This window comes from Agrobacterium vaccinii, from assembly GCF_021310995.1.
In the GTDB taxonomy this organism is placed as follows: Bacteria; Pseudomonadota; Alphaproteobacteria; order Rhizobiales; family Rhizobiaceae; genus Agrobacterium; species Agrobacterium vaccinii.
Genome location: NZ_CP054150.1, coordinates 1,309,602 through 1,329,476 on the forward strand (window position 1 = coordinate 1,309,602; position 19,875 = coordinate 1,329,476).

The following is a 19,875-nucleotide window of genomic DNA, read 5'->3' on the forward strand; positions in this document are numbered from 1 at the left end:
TCATGAATGCCAGCATGTCCGTCTCCGAGTGGCCAAAGTGACCGTTTGCGATGCGATGAGACGTTTATAGAGATATGCTTTGAAGCCGCGCTGAATGGCGCGTTCATATGAAGTTCACAGTATTATTGAGGCTGTGCGGCAAAAAGCCTGCCACGTCGAGGTCTTGCGAAGACCTGTCTTACATGACAAAAGGCGGCACAACTAACGTTAAATATCGAGAACGGTATGACGACTGCCTTTTATCCCGGATCTTTCGATCCCATGACCAACGGACACTTGGATGTACTGATCCAGTCGTTGAACGTGGCGTCGCAGGTTATCGTCGCAGTCGGCATTCATCCCGGCAAGGCGCCCATGTTCAGCTTCGAGGAGCGTGCCGAACTTATCCGCCTTTCTTTGACGGAAGCATTGCCGGATGCAGCGGATCGGCTGCGGGTCGTTTCCTTTGGCAATCTGGTGGTGGATGCCGCCCGCGAACACGGGGCGAAACTTCTCGTTCGCGGCCTGCGGGATGGCACCGATCTGGATTATGAAATGCAGATGGCGGGCATGAACCGGCAGATGGCGCCCGATATTCAGACCGTTTTTCTACCCGCCGGCACGGCATCGCGGCCCATTACCGCCACATTGGTTCGTCAGATCGCCGCAATGGGCGGTAATGTGGAGACGTTCGTGCCGAAAGCCGTGTTGTACGCCCTCAACAGCAAGCTGAAACGCTAGTCTCAGCCAATATTCTGGAGCCAATCCGATGAAACTGCTTCGATTTGCCTTTGCAGGCGCCCTGTTCGTCAGCGCCATCGCCGCCAGCACCTTTGCTTCGGCTGCGGAATTCCTCACCATCCAGCTGAAGGACGGCCCTGTGGTCATCCAGCTTATGCCGGAAGTCGCGCCCAAGCATGTCGCGCAGATCAAGGCGCTGGCCGAGAAGGGTGCCTACGACAACGTCGCTTTCCACCGCGTCATTCCAGGCTTCATGGCCCAGACGGGTGATGTGCAGTACGGCAATATGAGCAAATCCTTCAATGCCCAGCGTGCAGGCACAGGCGGCTCCGACCTGCCGGATTTGCCAGCCGAGTTCTCCAAGACACCGTTCGAGCGCGGCACGGTCGGCATGGCCCGTTCGCAGGACCCCAACTCCGCCAACTCGCAGTTCTTCATCATGTTCGATCAGGGCTCGTTCCTGAACGGCCAATATACCGTGGTCGGCAAGGTTGTGTCCGGCATGGAATTTGTGGACAAGATCAAGAAGGGCAAAGGCGGCAACGGTGAAGTTTCCGATCCTGACCGCATGGTCAAAGTCACCGTTGGCAAGAAATAAAACCGGGCGCATGCCCACGTAAAAGGAGAGATACCATGGCCGAGATCAAAGATCCCGAAAACACCCTCATCATGGAAACAACGACTGGCAAGGTCGTGATCCAGCTTCTGCCGGAAGTGGCTCCCGGCCACGTTGCCCGCATCAAGGAACTGGTGTCCGAGCAGGCTTACGACGGCGTTGTGTTCCACCGCGTCATCACCGATTTCATGGCGCAGACCGGCGACGTGAAGTTCGGCAAGAAGGGCGCAGAAAGCTTCAACCCTTCACGCGCTGGCATGGGCGGTTCCGAAAAGCCTGACCTTCAGGCCGAATTTTCCGCTATCCCGCACGTGCGCGGCACCTGCTCCATGGCCCGTTCGCAGAGCCCGAACTCTGCCAACTCGCAGTTCTTCATCTGCTTTACAGACAGCCCATGGCTGAACAAGCAGTACACGGTCTGGGGCCAGGTCATCGAAGGCATGGAAGCCATCGACAAGATCAAGCGCGGCGAGCCCGTGAAAGACCCCGATTCCATCGTCTCCATCCGCCTTGCTTCTGCGGCCTGAGCATAGGATATAAACACTTGGCCCGCCTCGCAGGCAACTGCGGGGCGGGTTTTGATATTCTGGTGCCGTTGCTCCCTCATTCCTGTGCTCGTCACAGGAATCCAGCCAGCCCAAGTCCTTGGGCTGAAAAGAGTCTTCCTGCCGCGCAGACGCGCGCCAACTGGATTCCTGTGACAAGCACAGGAATGAGGGAAGACGAGAGCGGAGCATCTGAATCATTACTTAGGAACTCTCAGAGCCCCATCATGCGTGTAGACCTGTTCGACTTCGACCTTCCCGACGACAACATCGCGCTTCGCCCGGCAAGCCCGCGTGACAGTGCGCGTCTGCTCGTGGTCGATCCGAATGCAGGCAGCATGACGGACCATAATGTCTTCGATCTCCCCAGCTTCCTGAAACCGGGCGATGCGCTCGTCTTCAACGACACCCGCGTCATTCCCGCCCAGCTTGAGGGCGTGCGCCTTCGCGAGGGTGCGCCGGAAACGGCTGTTTCCGCCACGCTCCACATGCGCGCAGATGCCAGCCGCTGGAAGGCATTCGCGCGTCCCGGCAAGCGCATCAAGCAAGGCGACCGCATACGCTTCGGTTACGAGCGTGACAATGCCTGCGGTTTGGCTTTTCTGGAAGCGACCGTCGAGGAGAAGGGCGAGGAGGGCGAAATTACGCTCCTGTTCGATGTCTCCGGCCCGGTGCTGGACGAGGCCATCGCCTCCGTCGGCCACATTCCTTTGCCACCCTATATCGCCGCCAAGCGCCCAGAAGACGCGCAGGACCAGATGGATTACCAGACGATCTACGCCCGCGAAAAAGGCGCCGTCGCCGCACCCACCGCCGGTCTGCACTTCACGCCCGCTCTCTTCGAAGCCCTGGATGCCGCCGGTATCGAGCGGCATTTCGTAACGTTGCATGTGGGCGCTGGCACGTTTCTGCCCGTCAAGGCGGATGATACGGAGGAGCACAAGATGCACTTCGAAATCGGCACTGTATCAGAGGAAACGGCGGCCAAACTGAATGCCGTCAAGGCGAGGGGCGGGCGCATCGTCTGCGTCGGCACCACCTCGCTGCGGCTGATCGAAAGTGCGGCGCGCGACGATGGCCAGATAGCGCCGTGGTCCGGTGCAACCGGCATCTTCATCACCCCCGGCTACCGCTTCAAGGCCGTCGATATCCTGATGACCAATTTTCACCTGCCGAAATCCACGCTGTTCATGCTGGTTTCGGCTTTCTGCGGGCTGGAAACTATGCGCGAGGCCTACAGGCACGCCATCGAAACCGGTTACCGTTTCTATTCCTATGGCGATTCCAGCCTCCTTTTTCGGAAGACCTGATGCAAGAGAACTTCACCTTCACCCTCAAAGCAACCAGCGATGGCGCGCGTCTTGGCGAAGTGGCCATGCCACGCGGCACCATCCGCACGCCTGCCTTCATGCCAGTTGGCACCGTCGGAACCGTCAAGGCCATGTATCTGGATCAGGTGCGTGACCTCGGCGCCGACGTCATTCTGGGCAATACCTATCACCTGATGCTGCGCCCCGGCCCGGAGCGCGTTCAGCGTCTCGGCGGTCTGCATGAGCTGATCCGCTGGCCGCACCCGATTCTGACCGACAGCGGCGGGTTCCAGGTCATGTCGCTGTCCGGTCTGCGCAAGCTGGATGAAAAGGGTGTGACCTTCAAAAGCCATGTGGATGGCTCGCTGCACCACATGTCGCCGGAACGCTCCGTCGAAATTCAGGGCATGCTCGATTCGGACATTCAGATGCAGCTGGACGAATGCATTGCGCTGCCTGCCGAGCGCAAGGAAATCGAGCGCGCCATGGAAATGTCGCTGCGCTGGGCCGAGCGGTGCCGCGTTGCTTTCGGCGAGCAGCCTGGTAAGGCCATGTTCGGCATCGTACAGGGTGGTGATCAGCCGGATTTGCGCATTCGCTCCGCCGAAGGGCTGAAGCAGCTCGATCTCAAGGGTTACGCCGTGGGTGGCCTTGCCGTGGGCGAGCCGCAGGAGGTGATGCTGAGCATGCTTGACATTACATTGCCTGCGCTACCGACCGAAAAGCCGCGCTACCTGATGGGCGTTGGCACGCCAGACGATATCCTGAAATCGGTCGCACGCGGCATCGATATGTTCGACTGCGTCATGCCCACGCGCTCGGGCCGCCATGGTCTGGCCTTCACCCGTCGTGGTCGCGTCAACATTCGCAATGCGCGCCACGCCGAAGACATGCGCCCGCTGGACGAGCAGTCCAACTGCCCGGCATCGCGCGATTACTCCCGCGCCTACCTGCATCATCTGGCTCGCTCCAACGAAGCGCTCGGCGGCATGCTGCTCTCCTGGCACAATCTGGCCTATTATCAGGAACTGATGCAGGGCATCCGCAAATCCATCGAAGAAGGCCGCTTTGCCGATTTCTATGCGGAAACCATTGAAATGTGGGCGAAAGGCGATATCGATCGCATCTGATATCGTTTCCTTTTGAAACGAGCGCCAGCCGGATCGACTGCATTGCCAACCGCGCCCTATGTTCTCTTCCGCGATGATACGACCGGTTCGGTGACGCTGTTCACCGAACCGGAAGAGATCATCGTTGCGTATGAGCCTGATGAGTTCCCGGTCGCACTGGAGCGCATGCAGCAGGCGCGCGATGACGGCAAATATCTCGCTGGCTACATGTCCTATGAGGCAGGCTATCTCTTCGAGAAAAAGCTGGCGCCGCTCGCAGACGTCAAACGCGATGTCCCGCTTCTCTGCTTCGGCGTCTTCACGTCACCGTCGGGTGATATCGCCACGCCTCCCGCAGCCTTGATGCCTGTCGATGATTTTCTGAGCGATATCAAACCCGCCTGGACGCTGGCGCAGTACCGCGAACAGTTCGGCAAGCTGCATCAGCATTTGCGACAGGGCGATTGTTATCAGGCCAATCTGACGATGCCGATCCATGCGCGTTGGCACGGCGATGCGTTCACCGCATTCTGGTCGCTGATCGAGCGCCAGCCAGTCAAATACGGCGTGCTGATCGATCTCGGCGGCCCCGTCATCCTCTCCCGCTCTCCCGAACTGTTTTTCTCGGTCAAGGATGGCTGGATCGAAACGCACCCCATGAAGGGCACCATCCGGCGCGGCAATTCACCCGCTGAAGACGCGGCCTTGATCGAGAGCATGTCGCAGGATGAAAAGACGCTCGCCGAAAACCGCATGATCGTGGACCTGCTGCGCAACGACATATCGCGCATCACGCAGGTCGGCACGCTGGACGTGCCCCGTCTCTTCGAAATCGAGACCTATCCCACTGTTCACCAGATGGTCAGCCATATCAGCGCCAGGCTTCTGCCTGATCTCTCCATCGCCGATATTTTCGCAGCCCTGTTTCCTTGCGGCTCGATAACGGGTGCACCGAAAATGCGGGCGATGGAAATACTCAGCGATCTGGAGATAGGCCCGCGCAATGCCTATTGCGGCGCCATCGGCCTAATATCACCAACCGGAGACATGCGCTTCTCGGTCGCCATTCGCACCATCACCCTGTTCGAAACCGGCGCCGCCACCTTCAACGTCGGCGGCGGCATCGTGTTCGATTCGACTGCGGATGCCGAGTACGACGAGTGCCTGTTGAAAGCGAAGTTCGCGACGGGCGAGAGGCGGCTGGTTTAGGTGACAACCATTGCCGTCATCCTTGAGCTTGTCCGACTGCTGTCCGGTTTAAATTGGAGGAAGTTTTGGCGGAAATACTTTCACTTCCGTCACCCCGGCCTTGAGCCGGGGTCCAGCCGACGCGCGTCTGCGCGTCGAGAGAAGTTCCTTCAGCCCAAGGACTTGGGCTGACTGGATACCGCATCAAGTGCGGCATGACGGATTTGGGTGAGGTGCTCTTGCCACTCCATAAGGAGCCCGACGATGACGGCAAGTGATAGCCCAACCGTCTTCTGATCGAACATAAACCCTTCCGTCAATCGTTCCCCGCCGCCATATTCAACCCATCCATATCCGGCACAGTAATGTGCCTGTTATTCTCGATCCGTATCACGCCGTCCTTGCGCAGCTTGGTCATCTGGCGGCTGACGGTCTCTATCGTCAGACCTAGAAAATCCGCGATATCGGCGCGCGAGAGCGGCAGGTCGAAGCAGGAGTGGTCGTCGCTTTCGGGGTCGATGTGGGTGGCGATGAGGTAGAGGAAGCTTGCAACTTTTTCCTGTGCGGATTTGCGGCCCAGCGTCAGCATCCAGTCGCGCGCTTCGTCCAGTTCCTTCAGCGACTGGCTGTGCAGCCTGCGCTCCATGCCGGGCACGTCTCCCGCCATCCGGTCCACGACGCGGCGCGGGAACAGGCAGATTTCCACATCCGTGGCCGCTTCCGCTGTCATGTTGCTTTCCGCCACGAAGGGACGACCGAGGAAGTCGGGCGCAAATTGCAGGCCGACGATTTGCTGGCGGCCATCCGACATCATCTTGGACAGCTTCACCACGCCTTTGAGAATGTTGGCATAATAGGGAACGACTTCACCCTGGCCGAGCAGTTCGTGACCGAGCTCGATTTTCTTGCGGCTGGAATGACGGCTGAGTTCGATAAGCTGATCCGGCTGCAAGACACCGCACAAACCCCCGTGCCGTGCTTCGCAGGCGCGGCAGACAACCGGAATGTCCGAGTTGTGAATGTTTCGCTGTAAGGTGTCCATAGTGCAGTTCCGATCGCAACCGCCGTAGCGGAAGCGCGCCATCAACTGACTGATGTGCCCGTTCCCCGCCCTGGCAAGCCGTAATCCCCCACGGCTTTTGATAGGCAATCTTTATGCCCTGACTTGATCGAAGTCAAAGTTGCAAACTGTCGCAGCCTGTATCCGTTAGTCGCATAATTGATACATGCTAAGAGGGCATTCTGCTGTGACCGAGCATCTCATCCGCAAATATTCCACCGCCGTCCCGCGCTACACCAGCTATCCCACCGCGCCGCACTTTCACGAGGGAATCGACTCGAGCGTCTACGTCTCGTGGCTGGACATGCTGGGGGCGGACAACCGCATCTCGCTCTATGTGCATATTCCCTATTGCGACAGGCTGTGCTGGTTCTGTGCGTGCCACACCAAGCACACCCTGAAGTACGAGCCGATCGCAGCCTATCTGAAATCTCTGCACCGCGAGATTGAGTCGGTGAGCCAGCATGTGTCGCGCTCGGCGAAGGTCACGGCGGTGCATTTCGGCGGCGGCTCGCCGACCATGGTCAAGCCTGATGACCTGATTGCGCTGATGGACTGTCTGCGTGCCGCATTCTCCTTTGCGCCTGATGTCGAAATCAGCGTCGAGATGGACCCCAACGATCTGGATGAAGGACGCTACGATGCGCTCGCCGCCATCGGCATGACGCGCGCGAGCCTTGGCGTGCAGGATTTCGATCCGAAAGTACAAAAGACCATCAACCGGATCCAGACCTTCGAGCAGACGAAATCCGTTGTCGAAGCCGTGCGGGCGAGGGGCGTGCACTCGGTCAATTGCGATATTCTCTACGGCCTGCCGTTTCAGACGTTGGAGACGCTGAAAGATACGGTCGACAAGATCATTTCCCTCAGTCCAGACCGCATCGCCCTGTTTGGCTATGCCCATGTGCCGTGGATGAAGAAACACCAGACGATGATTCCCGAGGCGGCACTGCCGGATGTGTCCGAACGCTATCGCCAGATGACCATGGCCGGGCAAATGCTGATGGCTGCTGGTTACGTCGCCATCGGCATTGATCATTTCGCAAGGCCCAACGACACACTGGCTTTGGCCATGAAGGACGGCGCTTTGAAGCGCAATTTTCAGGGCTACACGGATGACAGCGCTGATGCTCTGATCGGGCTGGGCGCCTCATCCATTGGCAAGTTGCCGCAGGGCTATGTGCAGAACATGCCCGCGACAGGTGAATATGAACGCATGGCCGATAGTGGTGAACTCTGTGTAGTGCGCGGTATCGCGCTGTCGCAGGAAGACCGCGTCCGTGCCTTCGTAATCGAGCGCATCATGTGCGATTTCGCCCTCGATCTCACGGCCCTCGCGAAGCTTTTCGGCCCGGCAGCAGCGCTTGCCATTGCCGAGGCAAAGCAGTTTGCCGCTGGCGAGCGGGACGGGCTGGTGGCCATGGAGGAGGGCGTCTTCAGGTTGACGGAGGCGGGCAAGCCCTTCGCCAGAAGCATCGCCGCCACCTTCGATACCTATCTTTCCAGCGGTCGCGGGCGCCATTCGGTTGCTGTTTAGGCAACACTTTGCCCTGAAAATTCAATGATGCTTCACGAAGCCATTGGCTTTTTTGCGCAAGTTGCCTATGTGGTGCCTCATACATTAAAGACACACGAAGGATTATGGGCGTGACAGCTACATTCGACAAGGTTGCAGACATTATCGCTGATACCAGCGAAATCGACCGCGAAACCATTACGCCGGAAAGCCACACGATCGACGATCTGGGCATCGACAGCCTCGACTTCCTCGACATCGTTTTCGCGATCGACAAGGAATTCGGCATCAAGATCCCGCTCGAGCAGTGGACGCAGGAAGTCAACGAAGGCAAGGTTTCGACCGAAGAATACTTCGTTTTGAAAAACCTCTGCGCGAAGATCGACGAGCTGAAGGCCGCCAAGGGCTGATTTGTCGGGTTCGCCATGAGGCGGGCCGCACAGCCGATGAGGCCCGCCAAACCCTCCGTCATGCTCGGGCTTGTCCCGAGCATCTGCAACCGATCGACTGTTGCGACGTGGTTGGATCCTCGGGACAAGCCCGAGGATGACGGGGAGGGTGACACGGCTTTCTTACCAAGACACGCCCGCCGATGAGGCGGGTTTCTGTTTTTTGCCTCTGCTGTAAAGCAATCCCAAACCCATCCGCATCCTCGAACTTCTTACGGACGGAACATGCTTCTAGAATATTTCCAGATGGTTGATAGCATCGAGTCCATCGACAGGTCCGCCCGCATTCTCAAGGCGCGCTCCGTCGTGCCCGCCCAGAGCCCTGTTTTCGAAGGCCACTTTCCCGGCATGCCCTTGGTACCCGGCGTTTTGCTCATCGAGACCATGGCGCAGGCATCCGGCATGCTGGTTCTCGCCATGACCGATTTCGCCGCCATGCCCTTCCTGATGACCGTCGATGGCGCCAAGATGCGCACCTTTGTCGAGCCCAATGCGGTGCTCGATATCGAGGCCTATCTGGAGCATGACGGTTCCGGCTTTGCCGTGACCAAGGCCAAGATCACGTCTGAGGGCAAGAAGGTGTGCGATGCGCAGTTGAAGCTGCGGACCATGCCGTTTAGCGAGATACCGCTCGGCCCCATTGTGAAGAAGCGCGCCGAAGAGGTTGGGCTTATGGCGGCGATTGCGGCGGATACGTCGGTTTAAGCCGTAGAGAGAGAGTCATAAGGGCGCGATGGTGGGTGTGGTTTACCCCCTCTGTCCTGCCGGACATCTCCCCCACAAGGAGGGAGATCGGCAAGACGCATGCTCTCAAGCTTATTCGAAGCCTTAGAGATGGGCGAGAGGTATCCACGAGTCGATCTCCCCACCTGTGGGGGAGATGTCCGGCAGGACAGAGGGGGTAAGCCACACCCACCATCCTATCCTACACAAAAAGCCCAGATTTTCACCATGAACCTCTGAAAATCCATGCATTGCAGCGCGTCTTTGACCCTTCGCCATTGCAAAGCCGCATCGTGAGCATTATTCCGCATGGCACATACGGTCATTGGACCGCTTTTTGATGGCTGGCTCGGATCATGCGGTTGGGAACAGCGACGAAGGATGATGGATGATGAAGTCTGACAATGATGTGGTGATTACCGGGGTCGGTATCGTGACCTGTCATGGTGTCGGTATCGACGCCCATATTGCGCTGCTGTCGGCAGGCGCTGCACCTGACGCAATCGTCGAAACCGAGAAGTTCGCGCCGTACCCCATTCATCCGCTGCCGGAGATCGACTGGTCGAACCAGATTGGCCGCAAGGATCAGCGTCAGATGGAAAACTGGCAGCGCCTCGGCGTCTTCGCCGCCGGTCTGGCGCTGGATGATGCGGGCCTGAAGACGGACGCAGAAGCCTGCGGCACCATGGACATGATTGTCGCCGCCGGTGGTGGCGAGCGCGATATCAATGTCGATACGCTGATTGTCGACGAAGGCCTGAAGCGCAACGATCGCGAAGTCATGCTCAACGAAAAGCTGACGACCGAGCTGCGCCCGACGCTGTTTCTGGCACAGCTCTCCAACCTCATGGCGGGCAATATTTCCATCGTCCACAAGGTGACCGGCTCGTCGCGCACCTTCATGGGTGAAGAGGCGGCTGGTATCTCTGCCGTCGAGACGGCGTTCTACCGCATCCGCTCCGGCGAATCGAGCCACGCACTTGTCGGCGGTGCCTTCGCTGCCGAACGCCCCGACATGACGCTGCTGTTCGAAGCCATCGGCGCGCATGCGCAGGGTGAATGGCAGCCGCTGTGGTCGCGTGTGGACGGCGAGGGCGGTGGCATGATCACCGGCTCCGTCGGCGCGTTCCTCGTTCTCGAATCACGCAAGCGCGCAGAAGCACGCGGCGCAAAGATTTACGCCCGCATCGACGCGATCGAAGGTGATCGTGGCGCGCGAGACGATGCCAAGCTGGAAGCCCGGCTGGAGCGCCTTCTTGCGCCTGCAAAGGATGACGCGACAACGGTCGTTTTCTCCGGAGCCAGCGGCTACGATGCCGTGACGGGTCGCGAGAAGGACGTGCTGGCAAAGATGCTGCCGACATCTGCCATTCGCGGCTTCGGCGGTGTCACCGGCCATGGACTTGAAGCGCAGTTCCCACTTGGCCTCGCGCTTGCGGCACTTGCACTGCAAAGCGGGGCGAAGGTTCCTGCCTTCGACACTTCTGTCGAAAAGCCGATGACTTCTGCCGCCATGCAGGCCGTCGTCACCACCGTTGGCCATGTTCGCGGCGAAGGCGTTGCCGTGCTTTCCACAGATGCTTGAGGAGTAGACACCATGGCGTCCAGCAATTTCAAGGATCACCTCGGTCGTCCCATCGTCGCCGTTACCGGCATGGGCATCATCACGTCATTGGGCCAGGGGCTCGATGATAACTGGGCGGCGTTGACGTCAGGCAAATCGGGCATCCACAAGATCACCCGCTTCCCGACCGACAACCTGTCCACCAAGATTTGCGGCACGGTGGATTTCATCGAGATACCCAAGCCCAATTCCGTCGAACGCTCCTTCGCCTTTGCGCGTGAAACCACCATCGAAGCCTTGGCGCAAGCCGGTCTTTCCGGTGATTTCAACGGCCCGCTGTTTCTGGCCGCACCACCCATCGAGCCGGAATGGAGCGCCCGTTTCGAACTTGGCGACCGTTCTCCACCCGCTGCAAAGCCGGGCGACGCCTATGACCGTTTCATGGCGGCACTGCGGGAACGCCCCGATGCGGCGTTCCACGAGGCAGCCCTGTTCGGCGCCATCTCGGAGCGTCTCGCAGATCGTTTCGGCACACGCGGCTTGCCCGTTACCCTGTCCACGGCCTGTGCGTCGGGTGCCACGGCCATTCAGCTTGGTGTCGAAGCCATCCGTCAGGGCCGCACGGACCGTGCGCTGACGGTTGCGACCGATGGTTCGGTCAGTGCCGAAGCCCTTATTCGCTTTTCGCTTCTGTCGGCTCTCTCCACCCAGAACGACCCGCCGGAAAAGGCCTCCAAGCCCTTCAGCAAGGATCGCGATGGCTTCGTGATTGCCGAAGGTGCCGCAACGCTGGTGCTGGAATCGCTGGAAGCTGCCGTCGCCCGTGGCGCGAAAATTCTCGGCATCATCAAGGGCGCTGGCGAAAAGGCCGATAGCTTCCACCGCACGCGCTCCTCGCCAGATGGTGGCCCGGCGATTGCGACGATCCGCGCGGCGCTGGCCGATGCTGGTGTTGCCGAAGGCGATATCAACTACATCAACGCCCACGGCACCTCGACGCCTGAGAACGACAAGATGGAATATGGCTCCATGCTCGCCGTCTTTGGCGAGGGGCTGAAATCCATTCCCGTCTCGTCCAACAAGTCGATGATTGGCCATACGCTGACGGCAGCGGGTGCGGTGGAAGCGGTGTTTTCGCTGCAAACCATGCTGACCGGCACCGTGCCGCCGACCATCAACTATACCAACCCCGACCCGACAATTGCGCTGGATGTGGTGCCGAATGTGAAGCGCGATGCGGAGGTTACCGCCGTGCTGTCCAACTCCTTCGGCTTCGGCGGCCAGAACGCAAGCCTTGTCATGACGCGGGAACCGGCTTAATCGGTTTCCCAAATCGAAAACAATAAGAACGCCTCCAGGCGAAGGACTTCATTATGCGCGCCTTGCAACTCGTTGATGATCGTAAACTTGAAAGAGTGGACCTGCCCGATCCGGAAGCTCCGGCACCCGGTGAAGTCACGCTCCGGGTCAAGGCCGTGGCCCTGAACCACATCGATGTGTGGGGCTGGCGCGGTATGGCATTTGCCAAGCGCAAGATGCCGCTCACCATCGGCGCGGAAGCATCCGGTATTGTCGAGGCCATCGGGCCCGGCGTATCCAACGTTCTGCCCGGCCAGCTCGTGTCCATCTATGGCGCGCGCACCTGCGGTCGCTGCCACCACTGCGTGGCCGGTCGCGATAATCTGTGCGAAAACGTCGCCGGTGTTCACGGCTTTCATCTGGATGGCTTTGCGCAGGAAAAGATCAATATTCCCGCCCGCCAGCTCGTTCTGGCCCCGCCGGGCATCGATGCCGTTGCGGCGGCCCTCGCACCCGTCACCTTCGGCACCGTTGAGCACATGCTGTTCGACAACGCCAAGCTCCAGCCGGGCGAAACCATCCTCATTCACGCTGGCGGTTCCGGCATCGGTTCGGCGGCCATCCAGCTTGCCAAGAAAATGGGCTGCACCGTCATCACGACCGTCGGTTCCGATGACAAGATCGAGCGCGCCAAGGCGCTGGGCGCAGACCACGTCATCAACTACCGCGTCGACCGCTTCGAAGGCGTCGTGCGCAAACTGACAAAGAAGAAGGGCGTCGATGTCGTGTTCGAACACGTCGGCAAGGACACCTGGGCAGGCTCCATGTTCTGCTTGAAGCGTGGCGGTCGCCTGGTCACCTGCGGCTCCACATCCGGCGTTTCCTCGGAAATCAACCTGATGATGCTGTTCCAGCAGCAGTTGAAGCTGCTCGGCTCCTTCGGCTGCCGCATGGAAAACATGGCCGATGCCATGCAGAAAATGGCGCGGGGCCTTGTGCATCCGGTCATCGATACCGAAGTAACCTTCGATACGATCGAGATGGCGCTGGAGCGGATGGAAAGCCGTCAAGTCTTCGGCAAAATCGTTCTGCGGATGGATTGACCCTTTTGAAAATGTTTATAACGCGCATTGTCCTGGCGTTCGAGAACTTTCGCCAGTGGCTGAATGCGACGATTGCGTTTAGCGTGCTGAACCTGCTGAAGCTGTTGCCGGCCGATCCGGCCATCAATTTTGCGGACAGGATGGCGCGCAAGATCGGACCGAAGACGCCGCGCCATAAGCTCATGCTGTTCAATCTGGCGCGCGCCTATCCCGAGAAGTCGGAAGAGGAGCGTCTCGAGATTGCCCTGGATAGCTGGGGCAATATGGGCCGCCTTGCTGCCGAATACGTCTTTCTGGACCGCCTGTTCGATTTCGATCCTGAAAACAGCAAGCCGGGCAGGGTGGAAGTCATCGGCACGGAGACCTTTCTGGAACTGCGCGACAATCCGCGTCCCTTCATCGTCTTTACCGCCCATTCCGGCAACTTCGAGCTGCTGCCCGTCGCAGGATCGGCCTTTGGCCTCGATGTGACGGTGCTGTTCCGTCCGCCGAACAACCCTTACGTGGCAAAGCGCATCTTCGATTTCCGCAAGGAGCGTATGGGCAACCTCGTGCCGTCGCATGCCGGTTCGTCATTTGCACTGGCGCGTCAGCTGGAAAAGGGCGGCGGCATCGGCGTTCTCGTGGACCAGAAATTCCGCAAGGGCCTGCCCACCAAATTCTTCGGCAACGACGTGCTGACCAACCCGCTTTTGGCGAAACTGGTTCGTCAGTTCGGTTGCGATGTGTTTCCGGCCCGCTGCATTCGTCTGCCGGACAATCGCTATCGTCTGGAAATCGAACCGAAGGTCGAGATACCCTTGAACGAAAAGGGCGCTGTCGATGTTCAGAAGACCGCGCAGCTTCTCAACGACAAGGTGGAGAGCTGGGTGCGGGAATATCCCGGCCAGTGGCTGTGGTACCACGACCGCTGGCATATCAAAAATCAGGTCGAAGACTAAACATCTGACGTTGCTTTTTTGCCGTCAACATGCGTTTAGAACAAATGTTTAAAGCGTCTGATCTGAACCTGCGTTCAGGGCATACGCTTTAGAATAGGCACCTTCGAGGTAATGGTTTGCGATAACATCTCAAGATTGTGAATGTATATTGTTCTTCACAATTTCTGGGATTTGTTAAAGCCATGCTGCGTGTGTTAATTTATCTTGTGTTTGTAATGGCGGTGCTGTTTCTCGTTACGTCATTTTTTACGGTGATACCATATAACGAGTCTCGTGCCGCTGGGCCGGAGTGTTTTTGAAAGTGCGAATGGCGCGCTGTCATCCGGGGGGGAATCGAGTTGAAAACTTTGATTGACTTGTTCTGGCAACGATATTCTGAGCTGAAAGGCGCCGTTGATCGCAACGACGCGCAGAAAATCACGTTGCTGGATCGTGAGCTCGATCCGCTGCTGGAAAGTATCACCAGCCGCAAGACGAAGAGTTCCGCCGAGGTTCTCGAACAGTTCCGCTTTGCCATCGATCTCTTGAACGAAGAGGCCGAGGACACCGGCTGCGTACAGCGCAACTCGGAACTGCTGCGCAAGCTCGTGGACCGCTACATCGGCGCAGGCCTGCCCTATGACGGCGCCACGCCTGATGGCGAATCGGCATCGTGGAGCCCCTATGTCATTCTCGATGAGGACAGGCTTGACGATCTCGACGAGCGTGTCTTCGTGGTGTCTCCCGGTTATCGCATCAATTACACCAACGCCATCAATGCGCTCTGCTATGAGGCAAAGACAAACGATCTCGTCGGTCGCCACATCGCCGAATTCATCGGCATCCACCACTTCCAGCAGGCCCTGAAGGAAAAGCTCGACGCCTGCTTCAAGGGTCAGCCTGCGAAATATACCTATGCCGAAGACATAGATGGACGCACCGTCGTTCGCTCCTATGAAATGTCACCCTGCTATTCGCCGTCCTACAAACTTGTTGGCGCGATCATCATCGTCAAGGAACTGGCAGATCGCCGCCACCGCGCTGTCGCTTGAGCGTCGATCCGGCCTATGTCTTTTGACATAGCGGTTTGGCGCGACGACCTGGATATTCTGGCGCAAACGACATCCGGTTAAAGGCGAATTCGTTCTAATATCTTGTTGGCTGTATCTTTGATCTTTCTTGCCATGACTGTGCTTGAAGCCTGGAATTGACGATTATCAATATAAAAACGGGTCATCCGAGGTTGGATCGACCCGGTGGCGATCTATCCCACTGGTTTGGGAGTAGTCCGCTTCGGATATTCAGTTCGACCTATAATAAATTTAAATTATGCATTTCTGATCGACAGGTGAAATCTAGTGTATTGACCGAGTCAGGGTTTTTCGTGTTCAATTTGCTAATGCAACCGAGGGTCTAACTCTCGGAGACTTGTATCGCCAATGCGCTGTTGCTGCCTTATGTTGCGGCTGCCTTCGCACTGTCGGTCTGGTCGAAATCGAATCAAAGAGCGTGCGGCGGCAACGGCTCTGGAAGGAAGGACTTTTCCGTATCGCGCGGTATCGGTCTTACGATCATGCTGATGCATCGGGAAGTGTGTGTGACAGAATGGAGGCTCTCTTGCTCGGGCTCTTCGATACGTTTTCGCTGAAGTGCGACCAGCTGAAGCAGGCCGTGGCCGATGGTCACGATGATCTCGTGCGCATCCTCGACAGCGAGCTCGAGCCGATCATCGCGGATATTCTGTCTTATCGGGCAGAGACCAGCGAGGAAGCGCATATGCAGTTGCAGTTCCTCAACGGCCTCATTCGTGAGGAAGCGGAGGACAGATCGAGCGTGATGCGCCGAAGTGCTGCCATGTCGATGTTGATCGACCGGTATTTCAAGGCAGCAAAGGAAGCAGGCGACACATTGAAGCCGCCGCCACGCAAGCCGGAAAACCGTCCGACTTTCCTCGTGCAGGAGCAACCCTTGTTGAACGAAGCGGTCCTTGACAGCCTGCCGGACCGGGTCGGCGTCATCACGCGGGATTATCGCTATCTCTACGCCAACCACGCCAATGCCGCGTTTCTCGGTCGCACGCCGCTGTCCATGGTCGGATGCCATGTGTCCGAATTCATTGGCGAGGAAAGCTTCAAGGCAATGGCAAAGCCCGCTTTCGACAAATGCTTTGGCGGCGCGATGGTCGATTACCTGCATCGCGGTCGGCGCAACAGCGAGGATTTCACCACGCGTTGCCGCATGACGCCGTTGCGCGGGTCCGGCAAGGAGATCATCGGCGCCGTGATCGTCCTTCAAAACGTCGGCGAAATGGCCAGCCTCGAAATCGGCTGATCGTTCAGCCGCCGAAAAGGCTTCCGATAAAGGCGGTAATGGTGGTGAAAGCGCCGGAGTCGGCCAAGAGCTTCGTCGCCATCGCAAGGCACGACATCACCAGCAGCGGACGAATGATCTTGGCACCGTTGCTCATGGCAAGCCGTGAGCCGACCTGCGCGCCTAGAAACTGCCCCAACCCCATGATCAGGCCGAGTTTCCACAGGATTGCGCCGCTCAGCGTGAACACCAGAAAGCTGCCGAAGTTCGAGCCGAAGTTGAGTAGCTTGGTATGGGCCGTCGCCTTCAGCATGCCGAAACCCGCAAGCCCCACGAAGGCCAGCATATAGAACGATCCCGCGCCGGGTCCGAACACGCCGTCATAAAACCCGACCAGCGGCACGATGGTCAGCCCGAAGACGAATGGCGTGACGCGCTGGTGGCTGTCCAGATCGTTGAGATTGGGCTTGAAGGCGAAATAGAGCGCAATCGCGATCAGCAGAAACGGCATGATGGCCCGCAACGTGTCCGGCGGCACGAAGGATGCGGTCAACGCGCCGAAAATACCGCCGATGAACGCCATCGCCGCCATCGGAAACTGCTTCTTCAGATCGACATGGCCTCGGCGTGCATAGGCGATCGTCGCCGAGGCCGAGCCGAACTGCGCCTGCAGCTTGTTGGTGCCCAGCGCTTCCAGCGGCGGAACACCCAGAATGAGCATCGCGGGAATGGCGATCAGCCCTCCACCACCGGCAATTGAATCCACGAAACCGGCAAAAACGGCGGCGAAAAACAGGATGACAAAGACTTGGAGAGCAAGGTCGTGCACGGGAAGATTCCAGAGGGGCTGTGATGATGGCTGCTTCTGGCACCGAAGCCTGCGCCGCGCAATGATTTTCCTGCCCTGCGCAGGCGCCTCTTTCCCGCGCAGAGCCATTGCGTCGATAGCGCGTCCGTTTATGGTGCGCTCGCTGAATCGCCATCATCTGTGCGATTCTGCCGCTGACGAATTCGAGGACATGGCATGCACAAGGTAATTTTCGACACGGACCCCGGCATTGATGACGCAATGGCGCTGCTGTTTTTGCAACGGCACCCGCAGATCGACCTCATCGGCGTCACCACCGTCTTCGGCAATGCGCCCATCGATATCACCACCCGCAATGCGCTGTTCCTCAAGCAGCAGTGGGCCATGACGGCACCCGTCGCCAGGGGCGCTGGCGTCACCTTTGATCCGTCGCGGCCAGAGGGCCATTTCCCCACTTTCATTCACGGCGAAGACGGCCTCGGCAATATCGGCGTTCCCGATACCATCGACCTGCCTCTCGATCCGCGCGCGGCCCATCACTTCATCATCGATACCGTGAAAGCCAATCCGGGCGAAGTGACGCTGATCGCCGTGGGGCGCATGACCAACCTTGCGCTGGCGCTGCGCGAAGACCCCGATATCGCCGCTCTGGTCAAGCAGGTCATCGTCATGGGTGGCGCTTTCGATATCAACGGCAATGTCAGCCCGGCAGCCGAAGCCAATATTCATGGCGATCCTGAAGCCGCCGATCTCGTCTTCACTGCGCCTTGGCGCGTGGTTGTCGTCGGCCTGGATGTCACCACCCGCACGGTCATGACATCGAAATTCATGGACGAAATGGCGAAGGAGGGCGGGGCACCCGTCCAGCTTTTGTCAGACCTGTCGCAGTTCTACATCGAGTTCTACAACACGCGCACCGGCGATGGCATGGTGGTGCATGACGCCTGCGCCTGCGTCTATCTCACCAACCCCGAGCTTTTCGAAACCCGCAGCGGCGCGGTTCGCGTGGTCTGCGGCGGCATTGCCGATGGCCAGACGATCCAGAAGCCCGATGGCGTCGGCTTTCCGCCGGGCAAATGGGACGGTCATCCAAGCCAGCTCGTCTGCACCGATATCCAGCCTGAACGTGTGCTTTCGGTCATCAAGGCCGCAATAGTGAACGGTCAGCCCGGCTGATTGGCCGGTCGCGCTGTCAAACGCGGGCAACTGCCTTGCATTTTCGAAAAAACTCGCGTTATGCAAGTCGCGTGCTGGCCGCAACTGCTTCGTGCGTTTGCGAAAACCCATTCGTGTTTTGCAGTGCATGCGCTACACTCATCGATACAGGTCCGATTTGTTCGTGTCGGCTGTGTCTGAACCGAACAACGAACGTATGTGAGCCGGGTCGTCTGGTTCATTTCCACGAGGAAAGAGATGGAAGAGTTTCACAAGGTCAAGCGTCTGCCGCAGTATGTTTTCGAACAGGTGAACCGTTTGAAAGCCAGCGCGCGAGCGGGTGGTGCCGATATCATCGACCTTGGCATGGGCAATCCCGACCTTCCAACCCCCAAGGCCATCGTCGACAAGCTGTGCGAAGTCGTTCAGGACCCGCGCACGCACCGTTATTCCTCGTCCAAGGGTATTCCCGGCCTTCGCCGTGCGCAGGCGGCCTATTACGCCCGCCGCTTCGGCGTCAAGCTGAACCCGGATACGCAGGTCGTGGCCACCCTCGGCTCCAAGGAAGGCTTCGCCAACATGGCGCAGGCCATCACCGCACCGGGTGATGTCATCCTTTGCCCCAACCCGACCTATCCGATCCACGCCTTCGGCTTCCTCATGGCAGGCGGCGTCATCCGCTCCATGAATGTCGAGCCCGACGAAACCTTTTTCGGTCCGCTGGAGCGCGCCGTGCGCCACTCCATCCCGAAGCCGTTGGCGCTGATCATCAACTATCCGTCGAACCCCACGGCCCACGTCGCGTCGCTGGATTTCTACAAGGACGTCATTGCATTCGCCAAGAAGCATGACCTCATCGTGCTCTCGGACCTTGCCTATTCGGAAATCTACTTCGACGACAAGAACCCGCCACCGTCCGTTCTGGAAGTGCAGGGCGCCATGGATGTCGCCGTGGAGTTCACCTCCATGTCCAAGACGTTCTCCATGCCCGGCTGGCGTATGGGCTTTGCCGTCGGCAACGAGCGTCTCATCAGCGCGCTGACGCGGGTCAAATCCTATCTGGATTACGGCGCCTTCACGCCCATCCAGGTCGCCGCCACCCACGCGCTGAATGGCGATGGCACCGACATCGCCGAAGTGCGCAGCGTCTACCGCCGCCGTCGTGACGTGATGGTCGATACGTTCGGCAAGGCTGGTTTCGAAGTGCCACCGCCTGCCGCCACCATGTTTGCCTGGGCGAAAATTCCGGAAAAATTCCGCCATCTCGGCTCTTTGGAGTTCTCCAAGCTCTTGGTCGAAAAGGCCGATATTGCGGTCGCACCGGGCGTCGGTTTCGGGGAAATGGGCGATGATTATGTCCGCCTGGCCCTCGTCGAAAACGAGCACAGAATTCGTCAGGCCGCGCGCAATTTGAAGCGCTTCCTGTCGACTGCGGACGATACGTTGCACAATGTCGTTTCGCTCAACGCCCACCGTTAAG

At 58.7% G+C, this 19,875-nt stretch carries 19 protein-coding genes; 17 read left to right on the top strand and 2 right to left on the bottom strand.

Going from position 1 to position 19,875, the window contains the following annotated elements; translation table 11 throughout:
• Positions 1-225: 225 nt before the first annotated feature.
• From coaD to HRR99_RS06685, 6 genes are all read left to right on the top strand, one after another.
• Positions 226-720 (top strand): pantetheine-phosphate adenylyltransferase, encoded by a 495-nt coding sequence (coaD, locus tag HRR99_RS06660; protein WP_233123199.1) that lies wholly within the window; start codon positions 226-228, stop codon positions 718-720.
• A gap of 28 nt (positions 721-748) precedes the next feature.
• On the top strand, positions 749-1,318 hold the full coding sequence (locus HRR99_RS06665; protein WP_045230545.1) for a peptidylprolyl isomerase: 570 nt from the start codon (positions 749-751) through the stop codon (positions 1,316-1,318).
• A 35-nt stretch (positions 1,319-1,353) separates the two neighbouring features.
• Positions 1,354-1,863: a peptidylprolyl isomerase gene (locus HRR99_RS06670; protein WP_111839078.1), complete on the top strand. Its 510-nt coding sequence runs from the start codon at positions 1,354-1,356 to the stop codon at positions 1,861-1,863.
• A 245-nt stretch (positions 1,864-2,108) separates the two neighbouring features.
• Complete coding sequence (queA, locus tag HRR99_RS06675) at positions 2,109-3,191, top strand: tRNA preQ1(34) S-adenosylmethionine ribosyltransferase-isomerase QueA (RefSeq protein WP_233123200.1); 1,083 nt, start codon at positions 2,109-2,111, stop codon at positions 3,189-3,191.
• Complete coding sequence (tgt, locus tag HRR99_RS06680; RefSeq protein ID WP_233123201.1) at positions 3,191-4,321, top strand: tRNA guanosine(34) transglycosylase Tgt; 1,131 nt, start codon at positions 3,191-3,193, stop codon at positions 4,319-4,321. Before queA ends, tgt begins: the two co-directional genes overlap by 1 nt.
• Positions 4,322-4,363: 42 nt before the next feature.
• Positions 4,364-5,509 carry an aminodeoxychorismate synthase component I gene (locus HRR99_RS06685; protein WP_233123202.1) on the top strand — a complete coding sequence of 382 codons (1,146 nt, stop codon included), beginning with the start codon at positions 4,364-4,366 and terminating at the stop codon, positions 5,507-5,509.
• Positions 5,510-5,804: 295 nt separating this feature from the next.
• Here the strand turns inward: HRR99_RS06685 and fnrN are convergent, their stop codons facing one another.
• Positions 5,805-6,530 (bottom strand): transcriptional regulator FnrN, encoded by a 726-nt coding sequence (gene fnrN, locus HRR99_RS06690; RefSeq protein ID WP_233123203.1) that lies wholly within the window; start codon positions 6,528-6,530, stop codon positions 5,805-5,807.
• A gap of 184 nt (positions 6,531-6,714) precedes the next feature.
• Here fnrN and hemN point away from each other — a divergent pair, with 184 nt between their 5' ends.
• From hemN to HRR99_RS06735, 9 genes are all read left to right on the top strand, one after another.
• Positions 6,715-8,085, top strand: coding sequence for an oxygen-independent coproporphyrinogen III oxidase (gene hemN, locus HRR99_RS06695; RefSeq protein WP_422387297.1), 1,371 nt, complete (start codon positions 6,715-6,717; stop codon positions 8,083-8,085).
• A gap of 104 nt (positions 8,086-8,189) precedes the next feature.
• Positions 8,190-8,474, top strand: coding sequence for an acyl carrier protein (locus tag HRR99_RS06700; protein ID WP_103088466.1), 285 nt, complete (start codon positions 8,190-8,192; stop codon positions 8,472-8,474).
• Positions 8,475-8,738: 264 nt separating this feature from the next.
• Positions 8,739-9,218: a 3-hydroxyacyl-ACP dehydratase FabZ family protein gene (locus tag HRR99_RS06705; protein WP_045230345.1), complete on the top strand. Its 480-nt coding sequence runs from the start codon at positions 8,739-8,741 to the stop codon at positions 9,216-9,218.
• A 406-nt stretch (positions 9,219-9,624) separates the two neighbouring features.
• On the top strand, positions 9,625-10,821 hold the full coding sequence (locus tag HRR99_RS06710) for a beta-ketoacyl-ACP synthase (protein WP_233123205.1): 1,197 nt from the start codon (positions 9,625-9,627) through the stop codon (positions 10,819-10,821).
• 12 nt (positions 10,822-10,833) lie between these two features.
• On the top strand, positions 10,834-12,120 hold the full coding sequence (locus tag HRR99_RS06715; RefSeq protein WP_233123206.1) for a beta-ketoacyl-ACP synthase: 1,287 nt from the start codon (positions 10,834-10,836) through the stop codon (positions 12,118-12,120).
• A 53-nt stretch (positions 12,121-12,173) separates the two neighbouring features.
• Positions 12,174-13,202, top strand: coding sequence for a zinc-binding dehydrogenase (locus tag HRR99_RS06720; RefSeq protein WP_233123207.1), 1,029 nt, complete (start codon positions 12,174-12,176; stop codon positions 13,200-13,202).
• An 11-nt stretch (positions 13,203-13,213) separates the two neighbouring features.
• Positions 13,214-14,143, top strand: a complete 930-nt coding sequence (locus tag HRR99_RS06725) for a lipid A biosynthesis lauroyl acyltransferase (protein ID WP_422387310.1) — start codon at positions 13,214-13,216, stop codon at positions 14,141-14,143.
• Between the two features lie 338 nt (positions 14,144-14,481).
• A complete protein-coding gene (locus tag HRR99_RS06730; protein ID WP_111839084.1) occupies positions 14,482-15,174 on the top strand; it encodes a hypothetical protein in 693 nt (230 codons plus the stop codon).
• Between the two features lie 565 nt (positions 15,175-15,739).
• On the top strand, positions 15,740-16,453 hold the full coding sequence (locus tag HRR99_RS06735; protein ID WP_233123208.1) for a PAS domain-containing protein: 714 nt from the start codon (positions 15,740-15,742) through the stop codon (positions 16,451-16,453).
• A 4-nt stretch (positions 16,454-16,457) separates the two neighbouring features.
• On the opposite strand, the gene HRR99_RS06740 is transcribed toward HRR99_RS06735, so the two are convergent.
• Positions 16,458-17,261 (bottom strand): TSUP family transporter, encoded by an 804-nt coding sequence (locus tag HRR99_RS06740; protein WP_233123209.1) that lies wholly within the window; start codon positions 17,259-17,261, stop codon positions 16,458-16,460.
• Between the two features lie 195 nt (positions 17,262-17,456).
• Here HRR99_RS06740 and HRR99_RS06745 point away from each other — a divergent pair, with 195 nt between their 5' ends.
• The gene (locus HRR99_RS06745) at positions 17,457-18,416 is read left to right on the top strand and encodes a nucleoside hydrolase (RefSeq protein ID WP_233123210.1); all 960 of its coding nucleotides are present in this window, start codon (positions 17,457-17,459) and stop codon (positions 18,414-18,416) included.
• A 237-nt stretch (positions 18,417-18,653) separates the two neighbouring features.
• Positions 18,654-19,874 carry an LL-diaminopimelate aminotransferase gene (locus tag HRR99_RS06750; protein WP_111839087.1) on the top strand — a complete coding sequence of 407 codons (1,221 nt, stop codon included), beginning with the start codon at positions 18,654-18,656 and terminating at the stop codon, positions 19,872-19,874.
• Position 19,875 lies beyond the last annotated feature (1 nt).

What these genes read in the sequence shown, in the direction of transcription:
- HRR99_RS06665 (WP_045230545.1), top strand. Translation starts at nt 749, where the DNA reads ATGAAACTGCTTCGATTTGCCTTTGCAGGCGCCCTGTTCGTCAGCGCC.
- HRR99_RS06750 (WP_111839087.1), top strand. Translation starts at nt 18,654, where the DNA reads ATGGAAGAGTTTCACAAGGTCAAGCGTCTGCCGCAGTATGTTTTCGAA.
- HRR99_RS06725 (WP_422387310.1), top strand. Translation starts at nt 13,214, where the DNA reads ATGTTTATAACGCGCATTGTCCTGGCGTTCGAGAACTTTCGCCAGTGG.
- HRR99_RS06700 (WP_103088466.1), top strand. Translation starts at nt 8,190, where the DNA reads ATGGGCGTGACAGCTACATTCGACAAGGTTGCAGACATTATCGCTGAT.
- HRR99_RS06670 (WP_111839078.1), top strand. Translation starts at nt 1,354, where the DNA reads ATGGCCGAGATCAAAGATCCCGAAAACACCCTCATCATGGAAACAACG.
- HRR99_RS06720 (WP_233123207.1), top strand. Translation starts at nt 12,174, where the DNA reads ATGCGCGCCTTGCAACTCGTTGATGATCGTAAACTTGAAAGAGTGGAC.
- hemN (WP_422387297.1), top strand. Translation starts at nt 6,715, where the DNA reads ATGCTAAGAGGGCATTCTGCTGTGACCGAGCATCTCATCCGCAAATAT.
- tgt (WP_233123201.1), top strand. Translation starts at nt 3,191, where the DNA reads ATGCAAGAGAACTTCACCTTCACCCTCAAAGCAACCAGCGATGGCGCG.
- HRR99_RS06710 (WP_233123205.1), top strand. Translation starts at nt 9,625, where the DNA reads ATGATGAAGTCTGACAATGATGTGGTGATTACCGGGGTCGGTATCGTG.
- queA (WP_233123200.1), top strand. Translation starts at nt 2,109, where the DNA reads ATGCGTGTAGACCTGTTCGACTTCGACCTTCCCGACGACAACATCGCG.
- HRR99_RS06705 (WP_045230345.1), top strand. Translation starts at nt 8,739, where the DNA reads ATGCTTCTAGAATATTTCCAGATGGTTGATAGCATCGAGTCCATCGAC.
- HRR99_RS06745 (WP_233123210.1), top strand. Translation starts at nt 17,457, where the DNA reads ATGCACAAGGTAATTTTCGACACGGACCCCGGCATTGATGACGCAATG.
- fnrN (WP_233123203.1), bottom strand. Translation starts at nt 6,530, where the DNA reads ATGGACACCTTACAGCGAAACATTCACAACTCGGACATTCCGGTTGTC.
- coaD (WP_233123199.1), top strand. Translation starts at nt 226, where the DNA reads ATGACGACTGCCTTTTATCCCGGATCTTTCGATCCCATGACCAACGGA.
- HRR99_RS06715 (WP_233123206.1), top strand. Translation starts at nt 10,834, where the DNA reads ATGGCGTCCAGCAATTTCAAGGATCACCTCGGTCGTCCCATCGTCGCC.